The sequence below is a fragment of the Pseudomonas sp. NPDC087342 genome (genome assembly GCF_044744265.1).
In the GTDB taxonomy this organism is placed as follows: Bacteria; Pseudomonadota; Gammaproteobacteria; order Pseudomonadales; family Pseudomonadaceae; genus Aquipseudomonas; species Aquipseudomonas nunensis.
Genome location: NZ_JBIUXZ010000005.1, coordinates 42,475 through 62,664, shown reverse-complemented (window position 1 = coordinate 62,664; position 20,190 = coordinate 42,475). Strand labels below are relative to the sequence as shown.

Below are 20,190 nucleotides of genomic sequence, written 5' to 3'. Positions count from 1 at the left end.
TCCTCAACACCCTGTGCAGGCTCCCGAGTGAGACGCCACAAACAGCATCACATGACCAGGATGTTCAGGCCGGACGCCATTTTGCACCCGAAAATGATGCATCGACGTTCTTGCGCAATGCCTCAACCAAGAGCGTAAACGCGGGAGACTGCTGACGTCGGCTGGGGAAATAAAGGTGGTATCCCGCAAAAAACGGGCACCACTCATCAAGCACCTGAACAAGTTCACCGGATCGCAGTTGTTCCTGCGCAACGTCCTCAAAAATGAATGCCAGGCCGAAACCTTCCACCGCCGCTTGTTGCACCATGCGCATGTTGTTAAACGTCAGCGGGCCATCAACCCGTACATTCAAGTCACGTCCCTGGTGATGGAACTCCCAGACGTAGAGCGCTCCCGACGATGGCAGACGCACATTGATGCAGGCGTGACGGGTCAGGTCATGCGGCTTGGTGATCGCTGGACTGCGCGCCAGGTACGACGGCGATCCGACGACGATCATTCGCAGGTCAGGACCGATCCTTACGGCGATCATGTCCCGATCTATCTGCTCACCCAGTCGCACTCCGGCATCGAAGCGATCAGTGACGATATCGGTTAGTGCCGAGTCGCTGGATATCTCGACCTTGATGTCCGGATATTCGAGTAACAGACGTGAAACCGTGGGCCAGAGAATCCCTTCCGCCGCGTGCTTGCTCGCCGTGATGCGCACGCTGCCGGCCGGTTTCTGGCGCATCTCACTCAGCTCGCTCAGCTTGGCTTCAATGTTGCCAAATGCAGGTCGTACGGTTTCCAGTAACCGTTCTCCCGCCTCCGTAGTGGCCATGCTCCGGGTGGTGCGAGCGAGCAATCTGACGCCCAGGCGAGCTTCGAGCCGGCGAATGGTCTGGCTGACCGAAGACTGCGACGTAGAGAGTCGTGCAGCTGCGCGAGTGAAGTTCAGCTCCTGCGCCACGACCAGGAAAACCGCCAGATCGCCGAGCTCAGACCGATCCATTTATTATCTCAAAGTATAAGTTCATGCAGATCCTAGCATCTAATCATGTGGATGCTGGCGTTCTATATTGGGCAGCCATACGTCCCGCGACGGATGAGTCCGACACCCTTGAAGGTGTGTTGTCGGGCATGGCGATCCAGGATCACACGCACTTTTCAGTAAACGCTCACAGGACAAATACATGTTGAGTTCCATGGCGCACGCTGACGAAAGCTCAGAGATTATTGAAGTCCTGAACGCCTATCACACTGCCATGGTGGAGGCTCGTACGCCTGATCTTGATCGCTTGCTCGAACCGGGTTTCTCACTGGTGCATATCACCGGCTACGTTCAGCCCAAGCACGAATGGCTCGATCTCGTCTGGTCGGGAGACTTCAACTATCACCGAATCGAACTGGTGCAGAACTCGCTTGAAGTCAGCGTCAAGGAAACAGACTCCACAGTGCAAGGTCGCGGCATTTTCAACGCCAGCATTAACGGCATGACTGCCCCCTGGAGATTGAGATTCGTTTTAGAACTCAAGCAGCACGAAGGTGCATGGATGATCGCGAGTGCCCGCTACACCGCGTTCTAAAGAACTGCGTTTGAACAGTGGCTGAGATATTTAGAGATCTGCTGATCGATGGCGGTGTCATAGCGGCAATGCGCGCAGGCAAGTTGCCCACTCCGGGCTGAAATTCATGGCCTGCGATTGCTTGCGAAAGCGATCAACCGGATGAATCAACTCAAGCCTGACCAAGGATCTGCTCATGAAAAATCTTTCAAAAGTAATTGTCGTTATAGGCGCCGGTTCGATCGGCCAAGCCATTGCCCGCAGAGTCAGTGCCGGTAAGCACATCGTATTGGCAGATCTCAAACAGGAGAACGCCGATGCCGCGGCCAAGGTCTTGCTCGACGCAGGATTCGAGGTCACTACGGCCATCGTAGACGTCTCTTCTCGCGAGTCGGTTCAGGCGTTGGTGCGGACCGCAACGGCAATTGGAGAAATCACCGGCGTCATTCACGCTGCGGGTGTTTCACCCTCTCAAGCACCAGTTGCAACCATTTTGCGGGTTGATTTGTATGGAACGGCGGTCGTTCTTGAAGAGTTCGGCAATGTCATCGCCGAAGGCGGCTGCGCAATCGTGATCGCTTCACAATCCGGCCATCGCTTGCCCGCGTTGAGCGACGAACAAAACAAGGCCCTGGCGACCACGCCAACGGATGACCTGCTCGCGCTCCCGATGCTTCAAGCGGATCAAGTCACCGACCCTTTAAACGCTTACCAAATCTCCAAGCGTGGGAACTCGTTGCGGGTCATGGCGGAAGCTGTTCGCTGGGGCAAACGCTGTGCGCGAGTCAATACGATCAGCCCCGGCATCATCTTTACCCCATTGGCGCGGGACGAGTTGAGCGGCCCACGTGGCGAGGGCTACCGACGCATGATCGACGTGAGCGCGGCAGGACGCGGTGGAACGCCCGGTGAAGTGGGCGCCGTAGGAGCGCTGCTCATGGGACCGGAGGGCACCTTCATTACCGGCAGCGATTTCCTGATGGATGGTGGTGTCACGGCGGCTTACTGGTACGGCGATCTGGCACCCCGGTAAAGGGTGCGCCACGACCGGATTAATGAATGCACCTCATCAACCCTTGCCGATTTACCCGTCTAGTCCCCACCCGGTAGCTCGCTTACTGTTTGCGCAGCGCTATTGCACATGGCCGACATTCACTGACCGCAGCCTTGTCCGATCTTTGATCCGTAAACCACATGCAGATCGCGACAAGCAGGGAGATTGAAATGCAAAAACGCAAACTCGGAAACAGCTCTCTTGAAGTATCCGCTCTGGGCCTGGGCTGCATGGGGCTCAGTCATGGCTATGGCCCGGCGACCGACACGAAACAAGCCGTCGCCCTGATCCGCACGGCAGTTGAGCGAGGCATCACCTTCTTCGACACCGCCGAGGTGTACGGTCCTTACCTGAACGAAGAAGTGCTCGGCCAGGCGCTGGCGCCGGTTCGCGATCAGGTGGTCATCGCCACCAAGTTTGGCTTTACCTTCGGGGCCGATAACAAACAACAGATCCTCAACAGCCGCCCGGAGCACATCCGGGTTGCCGTCGAGGGCTCGCTGCGCCGGCTGAAGACAGATTTCATCGATTTGCTCTACCAGCATCGAGTCGACCCGGACGTACCCATCGAGGATGTCGCGGGCGTGGTGAAGGCGCTTATCCAGGAAGGCAAGGTCAAGCACTTCGGTCTTTCGGAGGCGGGGGCGCAAACCATTCGACGTGCTCATGCTGTCCAGCCTGTTACCGCGCTGCAAAGTGAGTACTCGCTCTGGTGGCGAGAGCCTGAACAGGAAATTCTCCCGACACTTGAAGAGTTGGGTATCGGCTTCGTGCCCTTCAGTCCGCTGGGTAAAGGTTTTCTCACTGGAACCGTGACGGCAGACGCCTCCTACGGCAGCGACGATTTTCGCAGCATCGTTCCCCGCTTCAGCCCCGAAGCGCTTCAGGCCAACCAGGAATTGGTGGTCCTGATCCGCAAGCTCGCGGCCCAAAAGGCTGCGACACCCGCCCAGATCGCGCTCGCCTGGCTGCTCGCCCAAGCGCCCTGGATTGTTCCTATACCCGGAACCACCAAACTGCATCGCCTGGAAGAAAACATTGGCGGTGCGAGCATCACGCTCACCGAAGTCGATCTCAAGGCGATTGATTCGGCGCTGTCGCAGATCCGCATCCAGGGCGACCGCTACCCCGAGTCTCTCAAGGCTCGTGTCGGGCGTTGACGGTGAAATGCCGTGAATAACGGAATTGAACCGTGTACGCCTCGATGTCTGAAATTGGAGTAGATCAATGAAAATTCGCAAGCTGGGCAACGGCCTGGAAGTGTCCGCTCTGGGCCTTGGTTGCATGAGCATGACTTCGGCCTACGGACCGGCCGCTGACAAACACAGCATGATCAAGCTGATTCGCTCCGCGCGTGATCAAGGGATCACGCTGTTCGACACCGCAGAGGCGTACGGCCCGTTCAGTAACGAAGACCTGTTGGGTGAGGCTCTGCAGCCGATTCGCGATCAAGTGGTAGTCGCCACCAAGTTCGGCTTCGACATTGACCTGATCACTGGCGAGCGAGGCGGCGGCACCAACAGCCGGCCGGGGCATATCCGGGCGGTGGCAGAGGCCTCGTTGAAGCGCCTTCGAACGGATTGCATCGATCTGTTCTACCAGCATCGTGTGGATCCCGAGGTGCCGATTGAAGATGTCGCCGGCACCGTCAAGGATCTGATCGCCGAGGGCAAGGTGAAGCACTTCGGCTTGTCCGAGGCTGGCGTGCAAACCATTCGCCGCGCCCATGCGGTTCAGCCGGTGACAGCGGTACAGAGCGAATACTCGCTGTTCTGGCGTGGCCCGGAGCACGAACTCCTGGGCGTGCTGGAAGAGCTGGGTATCGGCTTTGTACCGTTCAGCCCACTCGGCGCCGGTTTTCTCACTGGCCAGATTGATGAGAACACTCAGTTCGATGCGTCCGACTTTAGAAATTTCGTGCCGCGCTTCTCTCCTGAGGCTCGCAAGGCCAACCTCGCACTGGTCGACGTGGTGAAGGCCGTCGCACAACGCAAAGACGCCACGCCCGCGCAGGTGGCGTTGGCTTGGCTGTTGGCGCAAAAGCCCTGGATCGTCCCGATACCTGGCACGACGAAGCAACACCGGCTGGAGGAGAACCTTGGGGCTATCGAGCTGGAGCTGACTGGCGAGGATCTGCGCTTGATCGATGACCAGATGTCGCGGATTCAGGTGCAAGGTGAACGCCTGCCCGAGCCTGCGCTGAAGATGACCGGGCTCTGAAGCCTCCCCTATGGCTGCTCCACCCGGAGCAGCCTTGCTGTCGGCTCACCACCTTGCAGGAACGCTGCCTATGAATCCCTTGATTGCTCCACTTGTTGCTTTGTCGCTTTTGGCCGGGGAAACCTGCGCCCAGGCCTCGAACGAGATCCGGATTACCCACGTCGGCGCTCAGCCCTCGATCAAGGGCGCAGTAGAAAACTTCACGGGCACGGTGCGTGTTGATGGCTTGTTCAAGGGTGATCTCCCGGCTCGCGTCGGCGGTGGCACGGTGACCTTCGAACCCGGCGCGCGTACGGCCTGGCATACCCATCCGCTGGGGCAAACACTGATCGTCACCGCCGGCGTCGGCTACGTGCAGCAAGAGGGCGCGCCCCGTCAGGAAATTCGCCCGGGCGACATTGTCTGGATCCCGCCGCAAACACGCCACTGGCATGGGGCGACTGCCGACAATGGCATGACCCATATCGCAATCGCCGAAGCCGAAGACGGGAAAGCCGTCGCATGGGCTGAAAAGGTTTCGGATGCGCAATACGAAGGCCGAACGCCCGCTCAGGGCATGTAAATGAAGTATCAGGATGTGTCGGCGCCTCGCGCTCGGCGCGGTTGCTTTCGAGTAACCAACAGCGTGCGCCCCCCCGATCCTTCGGCTCCGCGTCATGGTTTCAACGCCCATTGACGCTCGGACTCGTGAACTCTGCTCATGAGTGCTTGCGCAATTTTGGGGTTAATCGTCACAACCATCCTCCGTACGATCCAGTGACATCGGCAGGCAAGCCATCACTGACTTTTCTCACAGCCTGTCTACATAAACCTCACTGGAGCACTGCCTGCCTGGCGCAGCGTTGTGCAATGGATGGAGCCTTTTACGATGTCCACTGACACACCGATTGCACATCGCAAGACCACCCCCCTCCCCGCGCTGATAGCCCTGTTTCTGGGCCTTGGATTGGTGTCGGGTGTTGCCATTCAGAACGCCGAGGCATCGCAACCCATGACCAGCACACAACCCACGTCAAAAACGCTGTCGGCCAAGCAGCAAAGCATTCCACTGATCGCAGCATTCATGGCAACCAGTGACATGCCCAAGCTCAACGCTGCCTTGAATCAAGGCCTGGACGCCGGCCTGACGGTCAGCGAGGCCAGGGAAATCCTGGTGCAGCTGTACGCGTACGTCGGTTTTCCGCGCAGCCTCAACGCATTGAATGAACTGATGACGGTCGTGCAAGCGCGCAAACAACGTGGCATCCAGGATGCCCCCGGACGTGAACCCGGCCGTGCCATTCCAACAGGTGAGGCCCTGCTCGCGGCAGGAACAGCCAATCAAACCCGAATTTCGGGCGGCCCGGTCAAAGGGCCGGTGTTCGAGTTCGCCCCGGTCATCAACCAGTTTCTGCAAACCCACCTGTTTGGCGACATCTTCGAGCGCGACAACCTGGACTGGCAAAGCCGCGAGCTGGCGACCGTTGGGGCGCTGGCGGCGACGCCGGGCGTGGAATCGCAATTGCGCTCGCACATGCAGGCGAGCATGCGGGTGGGCCTGAGCGCCGATCAGTTGCAGCAAGTCACAGAGCTACTGGTCAAGCACGCGGATGAACCAACCGCCAAGCGTGCAAGCGCAGCGCTGACGCAGACACTCGCAGCGTCTGGAGGTTGAAGATGAAGGTCGGAAAAACTCTGCTGGGCATCACCCTGCTCGGCTTGCTTGCCGCCTGCGCAACTCAGGACCCCAATCATGCCAATGGCCCCTTGCTGATTCAGGAACAGGGCAGCTTCGCCGCTGGAGGGACGATGACCACAGCTCCGGGTACGTTCAACCCGCGCAAGCCGATGACGCCTGATGGCCAGACCTACCACGGCGACCATGCCTACACCTTCTACCAAATCCCGGTCGATGCCCGAAAGCTGCCCATCGTCATGTGGCACGGTGCCGGCCAGTTTTCCAAGACCTGGGAAACCACCGCTGATGGCCGGGAGGGTTTCCAGAACATCTTCCTGCGCCGCCAGTTCGGTGTGTACCTGATCGACCAGCCGCGTCGTGGCGATGCCGGGCGCAGCATGGTCGAGACGACGCTGAAGCCAACGCCGGACGAGCAGCTCTGGTTCAACCAGTTCCGTATCGGCCTGTGGCCCAACTATTTCAAGGGTGTGCAGGTTGCCCGGGATGCGCAAACGCGCGACCAGTTTTTCCGCGCGATGACACCGAACACCGGACCGTTCGACATGGGCGTGGTCTCCGCTGGCGTATCGGCAGTTTTCGACCGAATCGGCCCCGGCATCCTGTTCACGCACTCACAGGGTGGTGGTCCGGGCTGGTTGACGGCGATCAAGAACGACAAGGTCAAAGCCATTGTGGCGTTTGAGCCGGGCAGCAGCTTTGTATTCCCGGAGGGTGAAGTGCCCGCACCGATTCCCAGCGCGTTCGACACGGTACAGGGAGCGGCGGTGCCGATGGATCAGTTCATGGCGCTCACGCGCATTCCGATCCTGATCCTTTATGGCGACAACATTCCGGAGCAGCCCGTCGACCTGCCCGCCCAGGACAGTTGGCGCGCCCGACTCACGATGGCCAGGCTTTGGCGTGATGCCGTCAACAAGCATGGCGGTGACGTGAAGCTGATTCACTTGCCGGAGATTGGCATCAAGGGCAATACCCACTTCCCCATGTCGGACTTGAACAACGTGCAGATCGCGGACTTGGTGTCCAGGTTTCTCGAAGAGAAACATCTGGATTAACGAGAAATCGTGCCGCCACACAGCAGAAAACCCGGTCACCCAAAGTCAATTTTTGAAGCGCTCTTTTGCTCAGGAAACTTCACATGAGAAACACAGTTTTAAAAGCCACGCTCATGGCCGCAATGGTCGGTATTTCAGCAGGCGAAGCCGGTGCCGCAGACTACAAAAAGAACCCGTTCACCCTCGCCTACGATGGCGCAATCACCAGGAATGAGCCCGGCAAGGTCAATATCCATCCGGTCACCTACAAGCTCAATGGCCTGGACATCGCTGCCAACGTCTACACCCCTGCCAACTTCGATGCGAAGAAGGTTTATCCAACCGTCGTTGTGGCACATCCGAACGGCGGGGTGAAAGAGCAAGTCGCCGGTTTGTATGCGCAACGACTGGCTGAGCAAGGCTATATCACGATAACCGCCGATGCCGCATATCAGGGCGCGAGTGGCGGACAGCCGCGCAGTATCGACAAACCTGTGTACCGTATCGAGGATATCCACGGCATGGCGGATTTCATCACTCAGTATGCAGGCGTTGATGGGAAGCGCCTGGGTCTGCTTGGCATCTGCGGAGGCGGTGGATACTCCTTGGCTGCTGCGCAAACCGACAAGCGATTCAAGTCGGTCGCGACGGTGAGCATGTTCAACTCGGGACGGGTTCGTCGCAATGGCTACAACGACTCTCAACTGGATTCTGTCCAACAACGTCTGCAACAGGCTTCCGCTGCTCGCGCCCAGGAAGCGGCCGGCGGTGAAGTGCTCTATTCAGGTGATGCCAACCTCACCGATGAGCAAATCGCCAAGCTGCCGTATGAGTTGTATCGTCAGGGTTACGAGTACTACTGGAAGACGCACGCCCACCCGAACTCGACCTTCAAGTACACCACGAGCAGCCTGCTGGATCTGATGCGCTTCGACGCCACCAATCAGATCGAACTGATTAATCAGCCGTTGCTGATGATCGCGGGCAGCAAGGCCGACAGCCTGTACATGACCCAAGAAGCGTTCCCCAAAGCCACGGGAACCAAAGACAAGGAATTGTTCATTATTGATGGCGCAACACATATCGAAACCTACTGGGTCCCTGAATATGTGGACGCTGCACTTGGACAGTTGACGCCGTTCTACGCCAGAACCTTGTGATTCGAGGACGTCTGCCTATTCTGGTTTCGCCGCGCCTACCACGCACCATGGGTAACACTCACCCCGGATCCAGGCGGGACATAGTTACATGGGATAATCCCGCGTTCCTCATGACAGGTTCTCATCAATGTCCCGAGCCAATCTCAACGACCTGCAAGCCTTCGTGGTCATTACCCGCGAGGGCAGCTTTACCCGCGCCGCCGCACAGCTAGGCGTCTCGCAATCCGCCCTGAGCCATACAATGCGCGCCCTAGAGACGCGGCTCGGCGTCCGACTGCTGACCCGAACCACGCGCAGCGTATCCACCACCGAGGCAGGTCAGCGGCTCTATCTCTCCATGGCACCACGCTTTGAAGAAATTGAACTTGAATTGGCTGCTGTCAGCGAGTTTCGCGATACCCCAGCAGGCAATGTGCGGATTTCAGCCTCCGAACATGCAGCGAACAACATACTTTGGCCCAAGCTATTGAAGGTTCTTCCCGACTACCCAGACATCAAGGTCGAAATCACAGTCGACTACGCCCTGTCCGACATTGTCGCGCAGCGTTATGACGCAGGCGTGCGTCTGGGCGATCAAGTCGCCAAGGACATGATTGCCGTTCCGGTCGGTCCCCAATTACGCATGGCGGTAGTGGGTTCTCCAGAGTACTTCAAGCGGCAACCCTCACCGAAAGTGCCTGGCGACCTCGCGGAACATAGTTGCATCAATCTGCGTTTGCCTACCCACGGAAGTCTTCTGCAATGGGATTTTGAAAAGGACGGCCACGAACTGAAAGCGCGTGTTGAAGGACAATGGACATTCAACAGCAGCATGCCAATCCTGCGTGCAGCTGTCGCGGGTTGCGGGTTAGCTTTCCTGCCAGAAGATATGGTGATGAAGGAGCTTGTCGACGGAAGCCTTGTGCGGGTACTGGAAGATTGGTGCCAACCTTTTTCTGGCTACCATCTCTACTACCCTAACCGTCGTGAACAGTCGTCAGCGTTTGGCGTAGTGGTTGATGCGCTGCGCTATGAGCGATGAGCGATGAGCGATGAGCCGTCCATGATCAAGGTGCTTTGGCGGCTACAGATCCAGTCGTTTCGTGGGGGTAAAAACGACCAGACATAAAAAAGGGCCGCGAGATAAAATCTCGCGACCCCTTTTGAATTATATGGTCGGGACGGAGTGATTCGAACACTCGACCCCTAGCACCCCATCTCCTTTTTCATACTTCTTGAAAGCTTCCAAAATTTTACTCTGGATTTTTATAAGCTAGTATTTACTTGAGCTCCAGCGGTGTTCTGCTCTACGAGAGTCCAGCAACGTCCATCAAGAGCCGACGTTTTTGTGGGGGTAAAAGTAGGGGGAGTCCGTTTCATGGCCAAAATCACCATCAAAGAACTCGAGTCGCTGACCGCCAACGATGCCGGCCGAATCCTCAGGGAGGATGGCAATCTGGCCGGTCGAATCTCAGTCCGTAAGGACGGTGTGTCGGTCAGCTTTTTCTATCGCTATCGCTGGGGCGAGCAGAACAAAGAGTACTCCTGCGGGTCCTGGCCGCGCAAATCTCTGACTGACATCCGTAAAGCACGCAACCAGGCCCGGGCGCTCATCGATGAGCAAATCAATCCCAACGAGCAAAAGAAAACCGCCAAGGCACAGGCATACGCCGCTGCTAACGTAGAGGCCGAACAAGTAAAAACGACGAAGGTGCAAACGCTGACCGTCCAAGATCTGGCCAAGGCGTGGCTGTTGGATGGCGTGGCGCGCAAAGACGGCAATGTTGAATTGCAGCGCCGTTTTAACAAGGACCTATACCCGGCGCTCGGCAAGACATCGGTGAGCAGTGTGTCCGAGCACGATGTTCGGGCATTGATCCGGGTGGTCGTCAGCCGCGGTGCTCACCGGCAAGCCATCAGCTTTTTCGCCGACCTCACCCAGATGTTCAGCTGGGCCAGAACGCGCCAACCTTGGCGGGCCTTGTTGATCGAGGGCGATCCGACGGAACTGGTCGACATCACCCCATTGATTCCTGCTGACTACGAGGCGGAACGAAGCAGGATCCTTTCGGCCACAGAGCTGCTGGAACTGCATAACCGCTTCCAACAAATGACCGCCGATTACAACGCCCTCCCCGCCGGTCAAAAGTACGAGGGCATTCGACCGTTAAAGAAAGAAACCCAACTCGCGCTCTGGATCAGCCTGGGTACGCTGTGCCGGATTGGCGAGTTACTGCAGGCCGAATGGAAAAATGTCGATCTGGACCAGCAGACGTGGTTCCTCCCCAGTGAAAACGTCAAAGGCACTCGCGGCAAGAAACAGGACCACCATGTCTTCCTCTCCTCCTTCGCCCTGCATTTCTTTCAGGAACTGAAGACCCTAACGGGACATTCCCAATGGTGCTTTCCGAACAAGCTCGATGATGGGCATGTGGACGTAAAAGTGGTGAGTAAACAGGTCGGCGATCGCCAGGCGCGGTTCAAAAACCGCAAGGCCCTCTCCAGACGGCGTCATGACGATACGCTGGTCCTTGCCGACGGCCAGAACGGTGACTGGACACCGCATGACCTACGCCGTACAGGCGCGACCATGATGCAGGCCTTGGGTATCAGCCTGGACGTCATCGATCGCTGCCAAAACCATGTGCTAGCCGGCTCCCGAGTGAGGCGCCACTACCTGCATCACGACTATGCCGAAGAGAAGAAACGCGCCTGGAACCTGCTGGGCGATCGGCTCGGTGCGGTGTTGTCCTCAACCTACGAGCACACACCGACCGAGTCGATGATGTCTTTTCCAGCCTACACCGCCACTGAATCCTTGCCGCCTTCTTAAGAAGGATTCTTTAGTGCTGAGTCCTCATAGCTTCGTAGACATCTCCGAGCGATTTCTTTAGCTCGATTTCAACCCGTCATGATCGGCAGTAATCGGCCGATTCTGTTGAAAAAGTAGCTCCCCTGTCTGGCCTGCGGCAAAATCTCTGCATTGGCCAGCAGGGGAAGCACACAGCATGATGGGACAGTTATCGAGTGGGCAGGAGCGACTGTTTTACTCGTTCAACCTTGAAGATCACATCCCAGCCAATCACCTTCTGCGCAGCATTGATCGGTGTCTCGATCTGAGCGACCTGCGCCATTACCTCGCCGATTTTTATAGCCCGATCGGGCGTCCGTCGATTGATCCTGAACTGATGATTCGCATGCTGATCGTGGGCTATTGCTACGGCATTCGCTCAGAGCGGCGGTTGTGCGAAGAGGCCCATTTGAACCTGGCGTATCGCTGGTTCTGCCGGTTAAGCCTTGAAGATGAAGTCCCCAACCACTCGACCTTTTCCAAAAATAGACACGGCCGTTTTCGGGACAGCGATCTCTTTCGCTGGCTGTTCAATGAAGTGCTGCGTCGTTGCATGGACGCAGGCTTGGTCAAAGGTGAAGGCTTTGCCGTAGACGCCAGCATCATCAAAGCGGATGCCAGCCGGCAGCGCGGTGTACCGGGTGATGAACAGGTCAATTGGAGCGATCCGGCCCTGAGCACCCGCGCCGTGCGTGAGTATCTTGAGGCACTCGATGAAGAGGCTCTGGCCGAAACGCTACCGAAGCGCCTATCGCTGACTGATCCTCAAGCCCGCTGGACCGCAGCTCCAGGTGGCCCAGCGTCCTACGCTTACTCCACGAATTATCTGATCGATACCGAGCACGGCGTGATCATAGATGTGGAACCCACACCGGCTCATCGAACCGCAGAAGTCGAGAGCACCAAGACGATGATTGATCGGTTCGAAGCGCAGTTCGACATCAAGCCGGAACGCCTCATTGGCGACACCGCTTACGGTACCGCGCCAATACTGGCCTGGATGGTGGAAGAAAAAAACATCGAGCCGCATGTGCCAGTGTGGGACAAAACCGAGCGCAAGAACGACAGCTTCTCGAGTAACGATTTCTACTGGAATGAAGAGGCTGAGGAATACCGCTGCCCGGCCGGCAACGCATTGCGTAGCGAATGGCGAGCCTTTAAGAACGAGCGTTCGCACGTCACAAAAGCCAACACCACGATTATGAAAAGCCTCTGAGACTGATTCAACCGCCAGAAAAAGGCCCTTGAAATTGATGTGGTGCAACCCATATTCGAGATCGGTCTGAGAGGAGGGGTGACCTGCCGAGTGCGGTGTCCCACCGATAGACACTGTCCATGAGCATTTGCATGAGCACTCGAGGATTCCCCTGTAAGGATTGAGATTGTATCGTTCGCGATTCGACACCAGACTGCTTTTTTGCACTGCTCAGAGTGGTACCCAAAATCGTATCGGATGTGGAGACGAGTCGTGTCAAAGCTTCATTCTGAAAAGCGTGAGAGCAACTCGACGCTTAAAAATTTCAGGCTTCAGTGGGCACTGATGAGTGCATACGAGCGTTTCGAACAAGTGGTCGTTCTTGCGCTAAGTCTCATCATCGCGTCTGTAATCATAATGGCGTTGCTACAGCTCTGCCGAAGGGTGTTGCCGCTCCTAATTGATGGTGCGCTGGATCCTTTAGACCACAATGTTTTTCAGGCCCTTTTCGGCTCAATGTTCACCGTGCTCATTGCTCTTGAGTTCAAGCATTCAATTGTTCGTCCGGCTCTAAGGCGCGACAGCATCGTTCAAGTTCGGACGGTGCTGTTGATAGCGTTGCTAGCGCTCAGTAGGAAGTTCGTCATTTTGGATTCAGCAACCACACCTGCGCTTACTATTGCCGCGTTAGGCTTCGCTACGTTGGTGCTCGGAGTCGTCTGCTGGCTATTGAGAGAACGTGAGGATGGACGCAGCGAGGAAATGAGCACTCCCCCTCAAAATCATACCTGAGTGCTCGAGCCCATTCCGGAGCCGACTGTGCTCAGTTGTGACGGATGATATGAGCAAGCGATGACGCCGGCGTACCTCATCCTTTTTAAACTCATTAGGAGGACGGTGGTCAACCGATCACATATCGAAGATGCGCTCAATGGCGTTAGGAGGAACGAATGGAAACTACCACATTACTAAGGCTGACAAGAACTGGACACTACTCAAGGAAGGGTCGATAGCTGCCGTTGTCGACAGACTGCTATCGGCTGAGCGGTCATACCCCGTGTAGCAGCTGTCAGGATTGCACAGTCGAGCATCCAATTTTGGCCTATGGCAACCACAAACGAGGCCAAGTGCATACTCGTCCTCGCCTCATCCTGCGCTCACGCAAGCGCACGGCGAGTGCCCCATGCTCTCTTCCTCGCACTCTGACTACAGGGTAGCTGGCGCACTCAAAGCATACACCCAAGCAAGGCAGCATTCTGCTGGAGCACCGGCAGGCATTGATCGCGTAATTCCTGAAGGGTCAAACGTGCGGTAAATGTGCTGACACTCATGGCGGCGACCACTTTACCTTGGGCATTTCTCACCGGCACCGCCATCGAACGCATCCCCAGCTCGAGCTCTTCATCGGTAAAAGCAAACCCTTCGATCCGTGCCTGCTCGATCCTGTCCATGATCACTTTCGGGTCGACGATCATGTGAGCCGTGGTCGGTGACGGAGGATTAGTCAGGTAGCGGCGGACTTCTTCGTCGCTCAACCCCGCCAACAAGACCTGCCCCGTTGCCGAGCCATAGGCCGGTAGACGTGCGCCAAGGCGTACGCCGGTAGTCACGACTTTTGCCGTCTCGGCACGGGCGACGAATACCGACCAGCCATCTTCGAAAACTGCCAAGGAAATCGATTCCCCGAGCGCTTCACGGGCCGACGCCAAATATGGCTGGGCCAGTTGCGGTAGCGGCGCTGCATCCAGATACGCCGCACCGAGTCGCAAGAACCGAGGCGTAGGTCTGAAGTGCTTGCCGTCATGGGTCAGATAGCCCAGATCCACCAGAGTAAGCAGGCATCGACGGGCAGCGGCACGGGTGGTGTCGGTCAGTGCCGCCGCGTCCGATACCGTCAACTGCGAGTGCTCTAAACCGAACACTTCGATGATTGCCAGGCCCTTTGCCAGGCCCGACATACCTTCCGGCGCGCGCACAGCTACGCCATCAGCGGACGTATTTTTCTTGACAACCATAATTGTCCAACGCTCTAATTGTTCGATAAATGAAACAATGTTCGCTATTCGAACAAAAATAAAACCTCATGTCAACCATGTGCTTGTCGGAAAGAGCATTTTTCTGCAGCCATGAGGACCTGATCCGGGAGAAAAAATGAACATCATTACTGATCGAGTACCTGAAAACCCGCTGTGGCCCGATGGATTGACCCGTGTGCCCTACTGGGCATTTCAGAGCACTGCCGTGTACAAGGATGAACAGACGCGGCTGTTCCAGGGGCCGCACTGGAATTATCTGTGCCTCGAGGCTGAGATTCCCGAGCCCGGCGACTTTAAGACCAGTTTCATTGGCGAGACCTCGATTGTCGTAACCCGCGACAGCGACGGCGAACTCTATGCCTTCGAGAATCGTTGCGCGCATCGTGGCGCCCTCCTTGCCCTGGAGGACAGTGGTAAAGCTAAAGACTTCACCTGCGTGTATCACGCCTGGAGTTACAACCTGCAAGGCGATCTGACCGGCATCGCTTTCAAGGATGGCATCAAGGGCAATGGCGGCATGGCGCCTTCGTTCTGCATGGAACAACACGGCCCGCGCAAGCTGCGCGTAGCGACTGTTCACGGCTTGGTGTTCGGCAGCTTCAGCGATGACGTGCCCGATATCGAAGAGTACCTGGGCGAGGAAATCCTCAGCCGTATTGAACGGGTTCTCGGCGGACGCAAGCCAGTGGTTCTGGGCCGTTTCACCCAGATGTTGCCCAACAACTGGAAGCTGTATATCGAGAACGTCAAAGACTCGTACCACGCCAGTATCCTGCATCTGTTTTTCACCACCTTCGAGATCAATCGCCTGTCCCAGCGCGGCGCGATCATCGTTGATGAAAGCGGCGGACATCACGTCAGCTATTCAGCCATCGACCGCGAAGCCGAACGTCAGGCCGAGCGCGATGCCTCCTATGCAGAACAAAGCATCCGCTCCGACAGCGCCTATCAGTTGCAGGACCCCTCTTTGCTCGAAGGCTTCAGTGAAGTCGGTGATGACGTCACGCTGCAAATCCTGTCGATCTTCCCCTGCTTCGTGCTGCAACAGATCCAGAATTCGGTCGCAGTTCGCCAAGTGCTGCCACGGGGCGTGGAAACGACCCAGCTCAACTGGACCTACCTGGGCTTTGAAGACGACACGCCCGAACAGCGACTGACGCGCCTGAAGCAGGCCAACCTTGTCGGTCCCGCTGGCTATATCTCCATGGAAGATGGTTGCGTAGGCGGCTTTGTCCAGCGTGGTATCGCTGGCGCGTCCAATCACAGCGCGGTGCTGGAAATGGGCGGGATTGACGCCGAATCGAGTGATAGCCGGATTACCGAAGCGTCTATCCGCGGTTTCTGGAAGGCCTATCGCGCAGCCATGGATCTATGAAGAGGGAATCATTCGTGACACATAATATTTTTGCACTGATCAGCCAGACTCAAGCGCTATATGCCCGCTGCATCGATGAAGGCCCGCTTGAAGCATGGCCGGAGTTTTTCCTGGAGAAGTGCCTGTATACCGTTACCACTGCCGATAACTACCGACAAGGATTGCCCGCCGGCATGATTTGGGCCGACAACCGCGGAATGTTGATTGACCGGGTATCCGCCTTGCGCGACGCCAATATCTACGAGCGGCACAGCTACCGCCATATGCTCAATCAGCCGGTGATCCTGGAATGCAACGGCGACCTGGTGCGCAGCGAGACTGCATTCCTGGTGCTGCGCATCATGCGCGACGGCACGACCGAGAACTTCGTTTCCGGCCGCTATATCGATTGCTACCGGGTCGACGGCGAGACAGCCATGTTGGCTGAACGAACCGTGGTGTGCGACAGCTCACGCATCGACACGCTGCTGGCGCTACCGCTATGAGTCTGCGGGCATCGCGAATCCTCTTGAGCATCGGCGACCCCAACGGCATCGGCCCGGAAGTCGCTGTCAAAGCCGTCGCGGCTCTGCAGAACGAACCCGAGTTGAATCCGGTCATTGTCGGCGACCGGTTTGTCGTCGAAGCCTATGCGCAGGACGTTGGCCTGCGAGTCAAAGAGTCTGACGGCACCGTACCGGCAGAAGCGGGAGTGATCCACCTGCTGCCCGTACATAGTCTGGCATCCGAGGCTTTCGTGCCTGGGCAAGTGAATGCCTCGGCAGGTGCTGCTACGGTGGATTATTTGTCTGCCGCAGTGATGGGTCTGAGCCTGGGCCGGGCACGCGGCATTGTCGCGTGCCCGCATTCCGAGACGGCGATCAATGCCGCCGGCATCGATTTTTCCGGCTACCCAAACCTGCTGGCCAAACTGGTAGGCGTCGAGTCCGACCGTGTGTTTCTGATGCTGATCGGTGCGGGGATGCGGATCGTCCACGTCACCTTGCACGAGCGCCTGGCCGATTCACTGGCCAGGCTGACACCCGAGCTGGTGGTGGCCGCAGGTCATGCCGCAGTTTCTGCACTCCACGCGCTGGGCATCAATGCTCCGCGCATTGGCGTCTTCGGCATCAATCCTCATGCGAGTGAAAACGGCCTGTTCGGTCAGGACGATCAGCAGATAACTGTCCCGGCCGTCGAGCGCCTGCGGCAGGCAGGTATCGATGCCCATGGGCCGGTCGGCGCCGATCTGATGCTCGGCCAAAATGGCTATGACGCCTTTATTGCCATGTATCACGACCAGGGTCACATCCCGATCAAACTGCTGGCCGGGCGCACCGCTTCGGCGCTGTCCATCGGTGCCGGCCTGATCTTTTCCAGCGTGGGCCACGGCTCGGCATTCGATATCGCCGGTAAAAACCTCGCTGATCCCGAAGCGGTGATCCGCGCGCTGCGCCTGGTAGGTGGCACGGCTCTTTCCAGCCAGGAGATTTTGGCATGACGTTCGACGTAACAGTCTCTGGATCGGACATCGTCTTTCCCTGCGAGCCCGGCGAGACAGTGCTGGATGCTGCCGAGCGGGCGGGTTTTTCGATCCCCTACTCCTGCCGCAAGGGCGTGTGCTCGACCTGCGAAGGCAGCTTGATCGCCGGGGAATTGCAAGTGCGCGGACAAGGGATCGCACGCGGGCCTGCCACGGGGGTGCTGCTGTGTCAGGCGCGCCCGTGCTCGCCGGTGGAAATCGCCCCCAAACGCATCGTTCAACGCGCGGCGCCGGTGCGCAAGGTCATTACCACCAAGGTCCATCGCCTCACCCGCCCCAACGCCGATGTCGTGGTTCTGCACCTACGCTTCCCTTCGGGTGTGCGCGCCAAATTCCAGGCCGGTCAATACCTGAAAGTATTGATGGAGGATGGCGACAGCCGTAACTACTCCATGGCCAATGCGCCGCATGAGAGCGATGGCGTGCAACTGCATATTCGCCATGTTCCCGGAGGGCGCTTTTCCGAGGGCGTGCTGGCAGGATTGGAAAAAGGAGACACGCTCAACGTCGAGCTGCCCTATGGCGAATTTTCACTGGACGAAGAGGTCGACCATCCGGTCATCCTGCTGGGCACCGGTACGGGCATGGCGCCGCTCAAATCCATCATCGAAGACCAGATCAAACGCGGTGGCTCAAGACCCATGCACCTGTTCTGGGGGGCACGCAACAGTGACGACCTGTACCTCGGCGACCTGCCGGCACAATGGTCCAGGCGCCTGCCGGGGTTCAGCTTCACTCCAGTGCTTTCCGAGCCCGCGCCCGGGTGGTCCGGCCGTACCGGTTGGGTGCACCGCGCGGTTCTCGAGGATTACCCCGACCTGGGTGCCTATCAAGTGTATGCCTGCGGTAATCCGGTCATGACAACCGCGGCGCTCAATGACCTGACTGCCGAAGGCCAGTTGTCGCCTGACGCATTCTTCTGCGACGCCTTCGTACCCTCTGGAGAGATCCAGCCGCCTTCATAGGCGGCTTTTTCTCCGCCTGCGTGTGCACGCAATAAAAACAACAAGGCCAAAATGGCCATGAGGAAAAACCATGTTGCCCGAATCAAAGCCCTTGCAGCTTCCGCAGTTTGTGGATGAACGACCCGTGAGTCCGTTTCAGTACGTGGTCATCATTCTGTGCGGTCTTGTCATGTTCCTCGATGGGTTCGATACCCAGGCCATTAGTTACATGGCGCCTTATATAGCCAGTGAATGGAACCTGCCCAGGCATATGCTGGGACCGATATTTTCTTCGTCGCTCGCTGGTTTGATGATTGGCTATCTGGTGCTTACCCCACTGTCCGAACGCTTTGGACATAAGAAAGCAATCATAGTCAGCACCATTGTCTTCAGCCTTTGCACCTTGGCATCGGTATGGGCCGACAACGTGACCGAGCTGATGATCCTGCGCTTTATCACCGGGGTCGGCCTGGGCGCCGCAGCCCCAAGTGCGATCGCCATGACCGGCGAATACAGCCCCAAACGCTTTCGTGCAACCTTTGTTCTGGCTATTTACTGCGGTTTCTCCCTCGGATTTATCGCGGCGGGCCTGGCGGCGAACTGGTTCATCCCCCACTACGGCTGGCGCTCGATGTTTTGGATCGGAGCCCTGGCGCCGTTGATGCTGGTACCCGTACTGATTCGTTTCCTGCCGGAATCCATGGTGTTCATGATCCATCGCAAGGTCGCAGCCGAGCGAATCCTGAAAATTTTCCGAAAAATAGACCCAGCCGTTGCCCAACAGGAGAAGCCGACATTCATCGTCGACGCCCTCGAGCAAGGGCAAGGACAACGTGGAGCACTCGCCAGTCTGTTCACCCGTGATCGGGTATTAGGCACCGTACTGTTATGGCTGGTGTTCGCGATTAACCTGGGTGAGTTCTACGCCTTGCAAAGCTGGTTGCCATCAATCATGACGGGGCTCAACTACCCAATGAGCACCGTGGTGATGGCTACCACACTGACCACCGTGGGCGGTATCGCGGCTGCGTTTATTACCGGCCCCTCCATGGACCGGTTGGGCGCCTACAAAACCCTGGGCATTCTTTATCTCGTCGGATTCGTGTGCGTGGCATTGACCGGTCTGGCGTTCAAAAGCCCGCTGTGGATGTTGTTGACCGCCAACTTCCTCGCAGGCTGCTGCATCAGCGGCGGGCAAAAAAGTCTCATCGCCCTGGCGGCGGTTTTCTACCCGGCGCCGATACGTTCGACCGGAGTCGGTTGGGCATTGGGCATCGGGCGGATCGGCGGGATTACTGGGCCCATCGTGGTCGGCACAGCCTTGGGTATGGGCTGGTCACCCTCGGCAGTTTTCTATGCCATGGCCGTGCCGATGTTGATCGCCGGGTTACTCGTCCTGTTTCTCGGTCGACGATACGGCAGCAGCACGCTTTAAAACACGAACAGTACTACTCGACAACTTCAATGAAAGCTCACCAAGGGATGAATAAGGATTTACGTCCCTTGAAATCAACCCACTCTTTATTCAACGCAAACGCAGAGCGCTTCTTTCCAAAGCAGCGAAACGTTTAAACCGGAACAACATCGACGCGAAT

18 protein-coding genes and 1 pseudogene are annotated in these 20,190 nt (G+C 57.5%); 17 read left to right on the top strand and 2 right to left on the bottom strand.

Annotated features, from left to right (window positions below):
* Window positions 1–64: 64 nt before the first annotated feature.
* Complete coding sequence (locus ACIOYV_RS14315) at window positions 65–994, bottom strand: LysR family transcriptional regulator (protein ID WP_401324484.1); 930 nt, start codon at window positions 992–994, stop codon at window positions 65–67.
* Window positions 995–1,175: 181 nt separating this feature from the next.
* Between ACIOYV_RS14315 and ACIOYV_RS14310 the strand changes: the two genes are divergently transcribed.
* The 12 genes and pseudogenes from ACIOYV_RS14310 to ACIOYV_RS14255 all read left to right on the top strand — a co-directional run bounded on the left by ACIOYV_RS14310 (window position 1,176) and on the right by ACIOYV_RS14255 (window position 13,510).
* On the top strand, window positions 1,176–1,568 hold the full coding sequence (locus ACIOYV_RS14310) for a nuclear transport factor 2 family protein (RefSeq protein ID WP_401324482.1): 393 nt from the start codon (window positions 1,176–1,178) through the stop codon (window positions 1,566–1,568).
* Window positions 1,569–1,743: 175 nt separating this feature from the next.
* The gene (locus tag ACIOYV_RS14305) at window positions 1,744–2,580 is read left to right on the top strand and encodes an SDR family oxidoreductase (protein ID WP_401324480.1); all 837 of its coding nucleotides are present in this window, start codon (window positions 1,744–1,746) and stop codon (window positions 2,578–2,580) included.
* Between the two features lie 191 nt (window positions 2,581–2,771).
* The gene (locus ACIOYV_RS14300; protein WP_401324478.1) at window positions 2,772–3,761 is read left to right on the top strand and encodes an aldo/keto reductase; all 990 of its coding nucleotides are present in this window, start codon (window positions 2,772–2,774) and stop codon (window positions 3,759–3,761) included.
* 67 nt (window positions 3,762–3,828) lie between these two features.
* A complete protein-coding gene (locus ACIOYV_RS14295) occupies window positions 3,829–4,821 on the top strand; it encodes an aldo/keto reductase (protein ID WP_401324476.1) in 993 nt (330 codons plus the stop codon).
* A gap of 70 nt (window positions 4,822–4,891) precedes the next feature.
* Window positions 4,892–5,383 (top strand): cupin domain-containing protein, encoded by a 492-nt coding sequence (locus tag ACIOYV_RS14290; RefSeq protein WP_401324474.1) that lies wholly within the window; start codon window positions 4,892–4,894, stop codon window positions 5,381–5,383.
* Window positions 5,384–5,689: 306 nt separating this feature from the next.
* Window positions 5,690–6,475 carry a carboxymuconolactone decarboxylase family protein gene (locus ACIOYV_RS14285; RefSeq protein ID WP_401324764.1) on the top strand — a complete coding sequence of 262 codons (786 nt, stop codon included), beginning with the start codon at window positions 5,690–5,692 and terminating at the stop codon, window positions 6,473–6,475.
* A gap of 2 nt (window positions 6,476–6,477) precedes the next feature.
* Window positions 6,478–7,554, top strand: a complete 1,077-nt coding sequence (locus tag ACIOYV_RS14280) for an alpha/beta fold hydrolase (RefSeq protein WP_401324472.1) — start codon at window positions 6,478–6,480, stop codon at window positions 7,552–7,554.
* 83 nt (window positions 7,555–7,637) lie between these two features.
* Window positions 7,638–8,693, top strand: a complete 1,056-nt coding sequence (locus tag ACIOYV_RS14275; protein ID WP_401324470.1) for an alpha/beta hydrolase — start codon at window positions 7,638–7,640, stop codon at window positions 8,691–8,693.
* A 127-nt stretch (window positions 8,694–8,820) separates the two neighbouring features.
* Window positions 8,821–9,714 (top strand): LysR substrate-binding domain-containing protein, encoded by an 894-nt coding sequence (locus ACIOYV_RS14270; protein ID WP_401324468.1) that lies wholly within the window; start codon window positions 8,821–8,823, stop codon window positions 9,712–9,714.
* Window positions 9,715–10,050: 336 nt separating this feature from the next.
* Entirely contained in the window at window positions 10,051–11,505 is a 1,455-nt protein-coding gene (locus tag ACIOYV_RS14265; protein ID WP_401324466.1) for a tyrosine-type recombinase/integrase, read from the top strand.
* A 175-nt stretch (window positions 11,506–11,680) separates the two neighbouring features.
* Window positions 11,681–12,733: pseudogene (locus ACIOYV_RS14260) on the top strand (transposase); the annotation flags it as partial.
* Window positions 12,734–12,976: 243 nt separating this feature from the next.
* Window positions 12,977–13,510 carry a phosphate-starvation-inducible PsiE family protein gene (locus tag ACIOYV_RS14255; protein ID WP_274610189.1) on the top strand — a complete coding sequence of 178 codons (534 nt, stop codon included), beginning with the start codon at window positions 12,977–12,979 and terminating at the stop codon, window positions 13,508–13,510.
* 434 nt (window positions 13,511–13,944) lie between these two features.
* Here ACIOYV_RS14255 and ACIOYV_RS14250 read toward each other — a convergent pair whose 3' ends face one another.
* Complete coding sequence (locus ACIOYV_RS14250; RefSeq protein ID WP_083348756.1) at window positions 13,945–14,733, bottom strand: IclR family transcriptional regulator C-terminal domain-containing protein; 789 nt, start codon at window positions 14,731–14,733, stop codon at window positions 13,945–13,947.
* 136 nt (window positions 14,734–14,869) lie between these two features.
* On the opposite strand from ACIOYV_RS14250, the gene ACIOYV_RS14245 reads away from it, so the two are divergent.
* The 5 genes from ACIOYV_RS14245 to ACIOYV_RS14225 all read left to right on the top strand — a co-directional run bounded on the left by ACIOYV_RS14245 (window position 14,870) and on the right by ACIOYV_RS14225 (window position 20,030).
* Window positions 14,870–16,129 (top strand): aromatic ring-hydroxylating dioxygenase subunit alpha, encoded by a 1,260-nt coding sequence (locus ACIOYV_RS14245; RefSeq protein WP_401324463.1) that lies wholly within the window; start codon window positions 14,870–14,872, stop codon window positions 16,127–16,129.
* 14 nt (window positions 16,130–16,143) lie between these two features.
* On the top strand, window positions 16,144–16,614 hold the full coding sequence (locus tag ACIOYV_RS14240; RefSeq protein WP_401324461.1) for an aromatic-ring-hydroxylating dioxygenase subunit beta: 471 nt from the start codon (window positions 16,144–16,146) through the stop codon (window positions 16,612–16,614).
* Window positions 16,611–17,609, top strand: a complete 999-nt coding sequence (locus ACIOYV_RS14235) for a PdxA family protein (RefSeq protein ID WP_401324460.1) — start codon at window positions 16,611–16,613, stop codon at window positions 17,607–17,609. Before ACIOYV_RS14240 ends, ACIOYV_RS14235 begins: the two co-directional genes overlap by 4 nt.
* Entirely contained in the window at window positions 17,606–18,616 is a 1,011-nt protein-coding gene (locus ACIOYV_RS14230) for a 2Fe-2S iron-sulfur cluster-binding protein (RefSeq protein WP_401324459.1), read from the top strand. Before ACIOYV_RS14235 ends, ACIOYV_RS14230 begins: the two co-directional genes overlap by 4 nt.
* A 70-nt stretch (window positions 18,617–18,686) precedes the next feature.
* On the top strand, window positions 18,687–20,030 hold the full coding sequence (locus ACIOYV_RS14225; protein ID WP_401324457.1) for an MFS transporter: 1,344 nt from the start codon (window positions 18,687–18,689) through the stop codon (window positions 20,028–20,030).
* The last annotated feature ends 160 nt before the right edge of the window (window positions 20,031–20,190 follow it).

Bases quoted from the DNA above. Each gene is read 5' to 3' on its own strand.
- ACIOYV_RS14315 (WP_401324484.1), bottom strand. From the start codon at position 994: ATGGATCGGTCTGAGCTCGGCGATCTGGCGGTTTTCCTGGTCGTGGCG.
- ACIOYV_RS14310 (WP_401324482.1), top strand. From the start codon at position 1,176: ATGTTGAGTTCCATGGCGCACGCTGACGAAAGCTCAGAGATTATTGAA.
- ACIOYV_RS14305 (WP_401324480.1), top strand. From the start codon at position 1,744: ATGAAAAATCTTTCAAAAGTAATTGTCGTTATAGGCGCCGGTTCGATC.
- ACIOYV_RS14300 (WP_401324478.1), top strand. From the start codon at position 2,772: ATGCAAAAACGCAAACTCGGAAACAGCTCTCTTGAAGTATCCGCTCTG.
- ACIOYV_RS14295 (WP_401324476.1), top strand. From the start codon at position 3,829: ATGAAAATTCGCAAGCTGGGCAACGGCCTGGAAGTGTCCGCTCTGGGC.
- ACIOYV_RS14290 (WP_401324474.1), top strand. From the start codon at position 4,892: ATGAATCCCTTGATTGCTCCACTTGTTGCTTTGTCGCTTTTGGCCGGG.
- ACIOYV_RS14285 (WP_401324764.1), top strand. From the start codon at position 5,690: ATGTCCACTGACACACCGATTGCACATCGCAAGACCACCCCCCTCCCC.
- ACIOYV_RS14280 (WP_401324472.1), top strand. From the start codon at position 6,478: ATGAAGGTCGGAAAAACTCTGCTGGGCATCACCCTGCTCGGCTTGCTT.
- ACIOYV_RS14275 (WP_401324470.1), top strand. From the start codon at position 7,638: ATGAGAAACACAGTTTTAAAAGCCACGCTCATGGCCGCAATGGTCGGT.
- ACIOYV_RS14270 (WP_401324468.1), top strand. From the start codon at position 8,821: ATGTCCCGAGCCAATCTCAACGACCTGCAAGCCTTCGTGGTCATTACC.
- ACIOYV_RS14265 (WP_401324466.1), top strand. From the start codon at position 10,051: ATGGCCAAAATCACCATCAAAGAACTCGAGTCGCTGACCGCCAACGAT.
- ACIOYV_RS14255 (WP_274610189.1), top strand. From the start codon at position 12,977: ATGTGGAGACGAGTCGTGTCAAAGCTTCATTCTGAAAAGCGTGAGAGC.
- ACIOYV_RS14250 (WP_083348756.1), bottom strand. From the start codon at position 14,733: ATGGTTGTCAAGAAAAATACGTCCGCTGATGGCGTAGCTGTGCGCGCG.
- ACIOYV_RS14245 (WP_401324463.1), top strand. From the start codon at position 14,870: ATGAACATCATTACTGATCGAGTACCTGAAAACCCGCTGTGGCCCGAT.
- ACIOYV_RS14235 (WP_401324460.1), top strand. From the start codon at position 16,611: ATGAGTCTGCGGGCATCGCGAATCCTCTTGAGCATCGGCGACCCCAAC.
- ACIOYV_RS14230 (WP_401324459.1), top strand. From the start codon at position 17,606: ATGACGTTCGACGTAACAGTCTCTGGATCGGACATCGTCTTTCCCTGC.
- ACIOYV_RS14225 (WP_401324457.1), top strand. From the start codon at position 18,687: ATGTTGCCCGAATCAAAGCCCTTGCAGCTTCCGCAGTTTGTGGATGAA.